This is a genomic window from Sebaldella sp. S0638, assembly GCF_024158605.1.
GTDB lineage: Bacteria > Fusobacteriota > Fusobacteriia > Fusobacteriales > Leptotrichiaceae > Sebaldella.
In genome coordinates this window covers 25,184-35,110 of record NZ_JAMZGM010000038.1, presented here as the reverse complement: position 1 = coordinate 35,110, position 9,927 = coordinate 25,184, and the positions used below count along the sequence as shown (strand labels likewise).

At 33.0% G+C, this 9,927-nt stretch carries 10 protein-coding genes; 8 read left to right on the top strand and 2 right to left on the bottom strand.

The genetic code is table 11. The features are described 5' to 3' along the window. The first annotated feature begins 170 nt into the window (after positions 1-170). From NK213_RS11390 to NK213_RS11355, 8 genes are all read left to right on the top strand, one after another. Positions 171-1,586 carry a PTS ascorbate transporter subunit IIC gene (locus NK213_RS11390; RefSeq protein ID WP_253349225.1) on the top strand — a complete coding sequence of 472 codons (1,416 nt, stop codon included), beginning with the start codon at positions 171-173 and terminating at the stop codon, positions 1,584-1,586. 19 nt (positions 1,587-1,605) lie between these two features. Then, on the top strand, positions 1,606-1,890 hold the full coding sequence (locus NK213_RS11385) for a PTS sugar transporter subunit IIB (RefSeq protein ID WP_253349223.1): 285 nt from the start codon (positions 1,606-1,608) through the stop codon (positions 1,888-1,890). A gap of 16 nt (positions 1,891-1,906) precedes the next feature. Beyond that, entirely contained in the window at positions 1,907-3,283 is a 1,377-nt protein-coding gene (locus NK213_RS11380; RefSeq protein ID WP_253349221.1) for a sulfatase, read from the top strand. A gap of 49 nt (positions 3,284-3,332) precedes the next feature. Next, positions 3,333-4,061, top strand: a complete 729-nt coding sequence (locus NK213_RS11375) for a sulfite exporter TauE/SafE family protein (protein WP_253349219.1) — start codon at positions 3,333-3,335, stop codon at positions 4,059-4,061. Between the two features lie 93 nt (positions 4,062-4,154). Then, positions 4,155-4,625: a YbaK/EbsC family protein gene (locus tag NK213_RS11370; RefSeq protein WP_253349217.1), complete on the top strand. Its 471-nt coding sequence runs from the start codon at positions 4,155-4,157 to the stop codon at positions 4,623-4,625. A 543-nt stretch (positions 4,626-5,168) separates the two neighbouring features. Beyond that, a complete protein-coding gene (locus tag NK213_RS11365) occupies positions 5,169-5,528 on the top strand; it encodes a YkvA family protein (protein WP_253349215.1) in 360 nt (119 codons plus the stop codon). 102 nt (positions 5,529-5,630) lie between these two features. After that, positions 5,631-6,521 carry a lysozyme inhibitor LprI family protein gene (locus tag NK213_RS11360; RefSeq protein ID WP_253349213.1) on the top strand — a complete coding sequence of 297 codons (891 nt, stop codon included), beginning with the start codon at positions 5,631-5,633 and terminating at the stop codon, positions 6,519-6,521. Between the two features lie 33 nt (positions 6,522-6,554). Next, positions 6,555-6,818 (top strand): hypothetical protein, encoded by a 264-nt coding sequence (locus NK213_RS11355; protein ID WP_253349211.1) that lies wholly within the window; start codon positions 6,555-6,557, stop codon positions 6,816-6,818. Between the two features lie 266 nt (positions 6,819-7,084). Here the strand turns inward: NK213_RS11355 and NK213_RS11350 are convergent, their stop codons facing one another. Together NK213_RS11350 and NK213_RS11345 are read right to left on the bottom strand one after the other, a co-directional pair. Next, entirely contained in the window at positions 7,085-9,529 is a 2,445-nt protein-coding gene (locus tag NK213_RS11350) for an FAD-dependent oxidoreductase (protein ID WP_253349209.1), read from the bottom strand. 17 nt (positions 9,530-9,546) lie between these two features. After that, positions 9,547-9,759, bottom strand: coding sequence for an AbrB/MazE/SpoVT family DNA-binding domain-containing protein (locus NK213_RS11345; protein WP_253349207.1), 213 nt, complete (start codon positions 9,757-9,759; stop codon positions 9,547-9,549). Between the last annotated feature and the right edge of the window lie 168 nt (positions 9,760-9,927).

Sequence of the window (9,927 nt, the reverse complement as noted above, 5' to 3'; positions counted from 1 at the left end):
GTGGTATTGGAAGAGATAGGAAGAATGGCAGCAAGTATGGAAATGTTTAACAGCGGTAAAGAGAGTATGCAGCAGGAACTTCTAGACAAACACTTCCTGAGAAAGCACGGGGCTAATGCTTATTACGGGCAGAAAAAAAAGAATGTATAAAATAATATGGAGGAAAAAATATGGAAATCATATTAAAAATATTTAATTTACTATTTACAAATATAATTGCCAAACCGCAATTTTTTATTGGAATTATTGTATTTGTCGGTTATCTCGCAATTGGACGTAAAGTATACGATGCCCTTGGAGGTTTCATCAAAGCTGCGATTGGTTTTATGATCCTGAATGTAGGTTCTTCAGGTCTTGTAAAGAATTTTGACCCTATTCTAAAGGGTTTATCAAAGAAATATCAGATCAGCGCTGTCGTTATTGATTCCAATTTTGGTTTTAATGCTGCGACTCAGGCTCTTGAAAGTATCAGTGTTACTACCAGCTGGACTATGATGTCTCTTTTGGTAGGTTTTGTATGGAATATTGTACTGGTATTACTGAAAAAATTTACAAAAGTAAGAACTGTCTTTATCACAGGTCATATTATGGTCAAACAGGCAACAATGGTTACATGGATTATTTTTGCCGTAATGCCCGGATTCAGAAATATTTACGGGGCTATTATTGTAGGAATATTAGTAGGGACTTACTGGGCTGTTTTTGCCAACCTCACTGTGGAAGCTACGAGAAATCTCACAGGAAATTCAGACTTCGCAGTAGGTCACCAGCAAATGTTCGGTATCTGGGTAACAGATAAAATAGCACACAAAATTGGAAATAAAGAAAAAACAGTAGAGAATGTAAAGCTTCCGGGCTGGCTCGCTGTATTAAATGATAATATCATTGCAACAGGACTGCTAATGATTATATTTTTCGGGGCAGTTATGCTGTTTATCGGCGAACCGCTTCTAAAAGAGCTTGATCCTAAAGCATTTGAAGGTGGAATTACATTTTTCACATATATATTGGAAAAATCCCTTGTATTTTCAGTGAATATTGTAATATTAATGACCGGAGTAAGAATGTTTGTTGCCGAACTCGTGGAGTCATTTGTTGGAATTTCGGAAAAGCTTCTGAAAGGTTCTATTCCTGCTGTAGACTGTGCTGTTACATTTGGTTTCTCATCTCCAAATGCTATTTTATATGGTTTTATATTTGGCGCAGTAGGACAGCTTATAGCAATACTGGGGCTGATTATATTTAAATCACCGATTATGCTTATTCCGGGATTTGTTCCACTATTTTTTGATAATGCTACACTTGCTGTATATGCTGATAAAAAAGGCGGGATAAGAGCAGCAACTATAATTCCCATAGTTTCTGGTATAATTCAGGTTTTGGGGTCGCTTGCAGCTGTTTACATTTTCAAACTGACTCAATACGGCGGTTGGACGGGAAATCTGGATTGGGATACAGTTTGGCCTGTGTTGGGACTTTTTATAAATAATCTGCATCTGACAGGGGTTATTTTAGTTGTAGTCTTGATGCTTATAATTCCGCAATTGCAATATGTAAGAAATAAAGAATCATATTTTATAAAATAAAAATTCAGGAGGAAAAATTATGCTGAAAGTATTAGCGGCGTGCGGTGCTGGCATGGGATCCAGCCAGATAATAAAAATGAAAATCAAAAAAGTACTTGATAAACTAAAAATTGAATCAAGTATTGATCATATGAGTGTAGGACAGGCGAAATCAATGGTTAATAACTATGATATTATTTTTGTAGCAGAAGGTTTGAAAAATAATTTTAATGTTGATGACAACAAAAAATTAATAGGTCTGAAAAATCTTCTTTCCGAAGAAGAAATCGAGGAGAAAATAAAAGCCAGTCTGAATCTGGAATAACAGGGAGATAGATTTTATGAATAGTGCAAAAAATTATAATATCATTTACATCCATACACATGACAGCGGAAATATCTTTAGTCCTTATGGTTACGATGCTCCCTCAGAGAATGTAAAGAATTTTGCCGAAGATGCAGTTGTTTTTAAAAAGGCATTTTGTACCAGCCCTACATGTTCTCCGAGCAGATCCGGACTTCTTACAGGTATGTATCCTCATTCCAACGGGATGCTCGGCTTAGCAAACAGGGGATTTTCATTAAAAGATTACAGCTGGCATTTAGTCAGCCATCTCAAAGAAAATCATTATAAAACTGTTTTATGCGGTATTCAGCACGAGTACGGCTCTTATTCCGATCATAAAGGCGGAGCGACAGCAATAGGTTATGATTTTGATATAACATCCGAAAATAATTATGAACATCAGGAAGACTACTACCTTTGGGACATTACCAATGCTGAAAATGTTTCAGAATGGATAAAAGAAAACGGCAGTAAGCAAAATTTCTTTCTTTCATTTGGTATGTTTTCCACACATAGAAAATTTCCGGAAATTAATAAGGATATTGTAAATAAAGATTTTGTGAAAGCTCCTTATCCGGTTCCGGATTTTGAAGAAACAAGAAACGAACATGCAAAGTTTCTAACCTCTGTTTATTATGCCGATAAATGTTTCGGACATATAATAAAAACTCTCAAAGATAATAATCTCTATGAAAATACTATTGTTATCTTCACCACTGACCACGGTATTCCATATCCATATGCCAAGTGTACACTTTTTGACAGCGGATTGGAGGTTGCATTAATAATGAGAGTTCCTGATTCTGAAAAAAACGGGAGTGTCACAGATACTTTAGTTTCCCAAGTTGATATATTTGCTACTTTATGTGATCTTACCGGCATTGAAAAACCTGCAAGACTTCAGGGAAAATCTTTTTCAGATTTTTTTGCAGGCAAGATAACCAAACACAGGGATGAAATTTACGGCGAAATAAACTTTCATACTTCTTACGAACCTGTGAGATGTGTGAGAACAGAAAATTACAAGTATATAAAATATTATGATGAAGAATATTTAAGAATAAATATTTCAAATATTGATGTTTCAGAAACCAAAAACCTGCTGCTGGACAACGGACTTCTATCTCAGGAAAAATACAGCGAAGCTCTTTATGATCTCTATAATGATCCCGGTGAAAGAAAAAATCTTATAAATAATTCAGAATATAAAAATATTTTGGAGGATTTGAGAATACGGCTCTTAAAATGGCAGATTGACACAGAAGACCCACTGCTTTCCGGAGGAATCAGAATCGCTGAAAACTGGAAGATTAATAAAAGGACAAGCCATGAACCAAGCAGTAAAAACCCGGAAGATTATGAACAATTCTGATTTATCCGGAAATATATAAATTAATAAATAAATCAACAGGAGTAATTTTATGATATTTTTTTTAATAGGTTTATTTTCTACAATAATAGGCTCCATAGTGGGTATAGGCGGCGGGCTGATAATAAGACCCGCGCTTGCTGCTATGGGTGCTGCCAAAAGTCTTGCTTCATTTACATCTTCAATAGTAGTGCTTTCGATGTCAATCGTTACTTTAATAACCTATATCAGGAAAAAAGTACATATAAAAATAAAAAAAATTCTTATTCTGGCATCAGGAAGCATAATCGGCGGTTTTTTAGGCGGTACTCTGTTAAAATATGTCAATGAAAACTTTATTGACAAGGCATATATCTTTATGCTGATTCTCGTTTTACTATCTGTAGTTTACAGAAACAAAATACCAAAAATAAATATTAAAAATCCGTTTCTGCAATTTTTTACAGGAATCATAACAGGCGGCTTATCAGGCTTTTTTGGAATAGGCGGAGGCCCGTTTCAAGTCAGTACATTGATAATTTTTTTCGGTCTGGATATCAAAGAAGCCTCGGTTGACAGTATTTTCATTACTTTTTTGACTACTATAAGCTCTCTTTTTAAATATACACTAAACGGTTATGCGGACTTCTCGCTGGCAGTCTATATGATTCCTGCGGCTATACTCGGTGGTCTTATAGGAAGCCGTCTAAATCGAAAAATAAACGAAAAGAAAATTGCATTAATTTTTATAAGCTCTGTTATTTTTATAATACTAGTTCAGACTTATATTGTAATTACCTGATACCTTGCATTTATATAAATAAATTAATTCAGCTGTAGCAATCTTAACACTCTGGTGTTATAATATTAAAAAACGTCAGAATAGGAGTAATTAATGGCAATAGAACAGGTAAAAGAATTTTTCAAAAAATTCAATATGGAAGAAAAGATTATGGAATTTGATACTTCCAGTGCAACTGTAGAACTGGCTGCACAAGCTTTAAACGTAATTCCAGCAAGAATAGCAAAAACTCTCTCCTTCAAAAAAGATAACAGCTGTATTCTTGTCTTAACATCTGGTGATGTGAAGATAAATAATCCTAAATTCAAAGCAGAATTCGGAATGAGAGCAAAAATGCCTTCTGCTGAAGAGGTTCTGTCCTTTACAGGACATGCTGCGGGAGGTGTCTGTCCTTTTGCAGTGACGGATGGTATTCCGGTTTATCTGGATATTTCTTTAAAACGCTTTGATACTGTTTTTCCTGCCTGCGGCAGCGGTAACAGTGCTATAGAGCTTACATGCGACGATTTATTCAGATATTCAGGCGCTGAAAAATGGGTTGATGTTTGCAAAGAGGCAGAGTGATGAAAAAATTCTGTACCAAAATAAAATATACAGCAGAAAAGAAAGTAAGTATATTCTCATGTTAAAATAATTGATGATTCTTGTGTTTAATACAAAAATCATCTTTTTTAATTTCTGTAGTTATCAAAATCCTAGTCAAAAAAAACTTATAATCTATATTCCAGTCAACTAAGAAATTCCCATAATAAAATCGAGGATGCTGATACTTTCGCTGAATCCTCGATTTTAATTTTCTATCCCATAAACCGCAGAAATATATTGACGGTCTTACAATTGCAAAACGTCCTAAATTCTACAATATTTTAATTTTATATTTTTTTATCAATATTATAATTCGTACTTTATAAATTTTACGAATATTCAAGTGTATATATTATACTAAAATTAATCAAATATGTCAAATTTAATATAATAATAATATAATTTGGATATATAATAAAGCCTTTGTTTTTCATACTAATAATGACTTTTTTGTTCGCAAAATTTATAAAACACGAACATTAAAACAAAAATATCAATTATAAACTATAGCAAGGAGGAAAAATGTCTAATCAGTTTGAAGACGAAGAGCAGGAAAAATATTTTAATGAATTCCAGTCAGAAAATATTGATGACGGAACTTTGAGAAAAGGAGAAAAAAAGGCAGGGAAATTAGGCAGTTTAGCACGTGATTTTTTACTATTAATTCAAATGGTAAAAGATCATTTTAGCGGGGATTTTAATATTGATGCAAAGAGTTTAGCCATAATTATAGGAACTATTGTCTATGTAGTCTCACCAATTGACGCTGTTCCGGATGTAATACCAGTTTTAGGATATACAGATGATGCAGCTATTTTGGGAATAACTTTAAAGCAGCTGTTAGAATTGATTTCCAGATATAAAAATTATAGAAATAAATAAAAAATTATTATTATCGCATATTAACTTCATAATATCAGGCGGGTTCTTTACAGCGGTCATATTGATTGAATTCAGCAAAAAATAAAGATTGGAGGAGTGTAATTGTTTAAATTAAGAAAAATATTTTTTTGTCTTTTGGTTTTTTCTTTAATTTCCTGTAAAAATGATACTTTAAATAAATTGTTAGGAAATTTTTCCACGAAAACAACACAAAAAAATAATATTAAACAAAACAAGGATAATTCAGTTGATCCGGAGATAGAAAAAATAATTTTGAAATGGAATAATGCTACAAGTAACAAAGATATCGCGTCATTGGAATCAATACTAGCTGAAAAAATAGAATACTACCAGCGGACAGTCAGTAAGGCTGAATATATTGCCGATAAAAAGAAGTTTTTCGCAAACAACAGCATATACGGTCAGGAAATAAAAGGAAATATTGAATATAAATTTCTTTCGGATAATCAGATCAAAGCTGATTTTTTAAAAGAAGTAACTACTAAAAGCGGAACAAAAGAATATCCGTCGTATCTCGTTTTTGAAAAAATTAACGGGGACTGGAAATTAATTTTAGAGAGCGATCTGATTTCAGATGAAAATATAAAGAAAAAAAAGAGCATCTCAAAAAGTAAAAATTATGAAAAAAATCTAATTGTAAAAATGAAGTCGGTTGATGATGAACTGGATGATATGCTGTCTTATGCAGAATCAACATCCGACATGGCTGATGCTGTAATTTATGCCGCCGAAGCATGGGATGCAGAGCTTAATAATATTTATAAAATTCTAATGAACGAACTTTCACAAGAGGAACAAATCTCCTTGAGAAATATCCAGCGGGACTGGATAAAAAGAAGAGATTCCAAAATAAATGAAGCTTTAGAAGATTCAGGAGGCGGTTCAGCGGGAATAGTTAGCGGAAAAAGTGTATTTTTAGAAGAAACAAAAAAAAGAACATTGGAACTAGCCAGAATTTATGACAGTTTGTAACTAATATTATATATAAAAAATTTAGGAGGATTTATGTTAAAGAAATTTATATTATTTTTTTTACTATTATCAACTTTTTCATTTTCAAGATTTGTTAATGAATGCAGGGTACTTTCGCGGGATTTTGACGCATATTCTTTTAGATGCAAAAGTTTGGAATCAGGAAAAATCTTTAGATTCTATGTTAATTCCTATCAAAATGTTAATTTTCATTCTGTTGGAAGTGTGTATAAAGTATGGTTTTATGAAAATGAATATAGTAATTATATCTGGCAAAGATCAATATCTTTATACTAAGATATTTTAAAAAATGAAATTTTTACACCTATACTGAAATAAAAGTATCGCAATCAGCAGAACTAAAATTATTATGTTTTTTCTTTATTATTAATTAGTATAGAAAAAACATTAGTAATTAAAATTTCCGGAGTTTAAAATGATAACTCCGGATTTATTTTATTATATTCAAATACTTAAAAGTTTTCTGTTCCAGACAATATAACCATATAAATTCCTTGGTGATTTAATATTTTGATATTTGTTTAGAGCTATTATTTACAAAACTATATAAATAAATTATGCCCTGATTTATTTGCATTTTCCATATAGCTTGCTACCCCGCCATATTCTATATTTTCTATTAATTCATCTTTTTTTATTCCCATTACATCCATGGACATTGTACAGGCTGTTATTTTTCCGCCGTTTTCTATATATTGCTCCAATAAAGATTCAAGAGATTCTATGTTTTTATTTTTCATTACTTTATTTATCATTTTCCGTCCCAAACCAAAAAAGTTCATATTGGACAATCTCAGCCTGCTGACCCCTTTAGGCATCATTATTCCAAAACCTTTCTCTATTAACCCTTTTTTTGTCTTTGTTTTATAATTACTTTTTCTCAAAACATTTAATCCCCAGAAAGTAAAGAAAATCGATACACTGTTTCCCATTGCCAAAGCTCCGTTTGCTATTACCAATGCTGCAAAAACTTTATCAAAATCCCCGCTGAATACTACTAAAGATGTGCTGTTTCCTTTAATTGCCTCTGTTTCTGTGCTGAAAGCACTTGATGTTTCCTTCCCTTTCCTTATTCCCGCCAGAATTTTACCATCTGTATTTTCTATATTAAGTAATGTATTCCCTGTCTGTTTTATCCATACTTTAATATCATTTTCAAAACCCGGATCTGTGGCTTTAACCTCAAGCACATCTCCTTCTTCTAATTCCGAAATTTTATTTTTTATTTTTATAATCGGGCCGGGACACTGCAAACCGCTGACATCAAGTAAAGTCTTATTCTCCGGCACAGGTTCGGATATGTTTTTATATATAATATTATCTTTTTTGCAATCTTCAAATTTTATTCTGTTATCCTGAATTATTGAAGCTGACTTATATATACTGAAACCACCATTCATATTTTTGACCTTATAGCCGTTATTTACCAGTATTCTCTGTGCGTTATACCCTCTCTGCCCTATCTTGCAGTAGACAATATATTCCTTATTTCTGTCCAGTTTCCCCAGATTTTCTCTCAGAGTATTTAACGGCATATTCACAGCTCCCTGAATATGATCTATATTATATTCATCTTCAGTCCGGACATCTATTAACTCTCCTTCGCCCGTTTCATTCCAGCTGACTGTTTCAAGTCCGTCTTTCTCCATATTTTCTGCCATATACGATGCATAATTTATAATATCTTTCGCGGAATTATACGGCGGTGCATAAGCAGTTTCCAAATCTTTCAGTTTATAAACAGATATATTTCCCAATATCGCCGTGGCTATAATATCTATCTTTTTATCCACTCCGTTTCCACCCGCAGCCTGAGCTCCGAAAATCTGCCCTGTCTGAGGATCAAATAATATTTTAAAGTGAATATCTGCGGCTCCGGGATAATATCCCGCATGATCCGGTTTGATAATAAATAAAGATTTATAATTAATATTTTGCTTTTTCAGATATTTTTCATTTACTCCTGTAGACGCTGCTGTTATACTAAAAAACTTCATAATTGAAGTTCCCAAAGCTCCGGAATATTTTTCTTCCCTTCCGAGAATATTTCCTGCGACAGTTCTGCCCTGTTTATTTGCCGGACCGGCTAACGGAATCAATGATTTTTGTCCAGTAACTATATTTGGTATTTCTATTACATCCCCCACTGCAAAAATATCACTGCTGCTGCTTCTCAGATATTCATCCACCTCTATGGCTCCTCCGGCTGTTATTTTCAGTCCGGCATTCTTGGCAAGATCTAAATCGGGAACTACTCCTATGGAAACTATTATTATATCAGCTTCCACGTCTTCTCCTGATTTAAGCTTTATGATCTTTTTTCCGTCTGAATTATTTATCTGGATAATATCACTGTTTAAATAAAGGGCGATATTTCTTCTTTTTATTTCCCCGTGTATAAATGACGCCATTTCAAAATCCAGCGGTGCCATAACCTGATCAGACTTTTCAATAATCGTAACATTTATATTTTTCTGCTTCAAATTTTCCGCTGTTTCCAGTCCGATAAATCCTCCGCCTATGATAACTGCATTTTTACAAATATCAGAATTCACAGAATTACTTATTTTTTCCATATCCTCTATATTTCTAAGTGTGAGATATCCGGCTTCTTCCAGTCCTTCTATATACGGGACAAAGGGCTTAGCTCCTGTAGAAATCAAAAGTTTGTCATATGATTCAGTATACTCGTTGTTAGTTTCAATATTTTTTATTTTTATTTCTTTCTTTTCAGTATCAATGGAAACAGCTTCTGATTTCACTCTGATATCCAGATTAAACTTTTCTCTTAATGTGGTAGGAGTTTCGAGAATCAGGCTTTCTTTTTCTTCTATTACACCACCGATATAATATGGAAGACCACAATTGGCAAAACTAACATAGCCGGACTTCTCCACTACAACGATATCTGCTTTTTCGTCCAGTCTTCTGAGCCTTGCCGCCGCACTCATTCCCCCTGCAACACCACCGATAATTACTATTTTCATTTTCTATCACCTGCGATTCAGTTATTTTTTTCTTTTAACACTATTTCAGCCAGTTCCTCAAGGCTGTTTGCATTTATAATTCTTATTCCTTCCTCTTTATTTCCTAAAAGGATCAAATTATCCCCCTGCTTCAGCCCCAGCTCTTCACGTATAGCTTTCGGAATTACTATCTGTCCTCTTTCCCCAAGCTTGGCTGTACCGCATTCATATTCTTTATTTTTATATTTCATTTTTTCTCCTTTTGATTTTTCATATTTTTCATACTTATATGATAAATCATATTTTATAAAAAAGCAAGCTGATTTAAAATATTTTATCTGTGAAATAATTTTAAAGAATATATGCTTATTCTTATATTCCATTCTGAATTTATAATATCTTTGTTGATAAATCTGAAA

What these genes read in the sequence shown, in the direction of transcription:
- NK213_RS11390 (WP_253349225.1), top strand. Translation starts at nt 171, where the DNA reads ATGGAAATCATATTAAAAATATTTAATTTACTATTTACAAATATAATT.
- NK213_RS11385 (WP_253349223.1), top strand. Translation starts at nt 1,606, where the DNA reads ATGCTGAAAGTATTAGCGGCGTGCGGTGCTGGCATGGGATCCAGCCAG.
- NK213_RS11380 (WP_253349221.1), top strand. Translation starts at nt 1,907, where the DNA reads ATGAATAGTGCAAAAAATTATAATATCATTTACATCCATACACATGAC.
- NK213_RS11375 (WP_253349219.1), top strand. Translation starts at nt 3,333, where the DNA reads ATGATATTTTTTTTAATAGGTTTATTTTCTACAATAATAGGCTCCATA.
- NK213_RS11370 (WP_253349217.1), top strand. Translation starts at nt 4,155, where the DNA reads ATGGCAATAGAACAGGTAAAAGAATTTTTCAAAAAATTCAATATGGAA.
- NK213_RS11365 (WP_253349215.1), top strand. Translation starts at nt 5,169, where the DNA reads ATGTCTAATCAGTTTGAAGACGAAGAGCAGGAAAAATATTTTAATGAA.
- NK213_RS11355 (WP_253349211.1), top strand. Translation starts at nt 6,555, where the DNA reads ATGTTAAAGAAATTTATATTATTTTTTTTACTATTATCAACTTTTTCA.
- NK213_RS11350 (WP_253349209.1), bottom strand. Translation starts at nt 9,529, where the DNA reads ATGAAAATAGTAATTATCGGTGGTGTTGCAGGGGGAATGAGTGCGGCG.
- NK213_RS11345 (WP_253349207.1), bottom strand. Translation starts at nt 9,759, where the DNA reads ATGAAATATAAAAATAAAGAATATGAATGCGGTACAGCCAAGCTTGGG.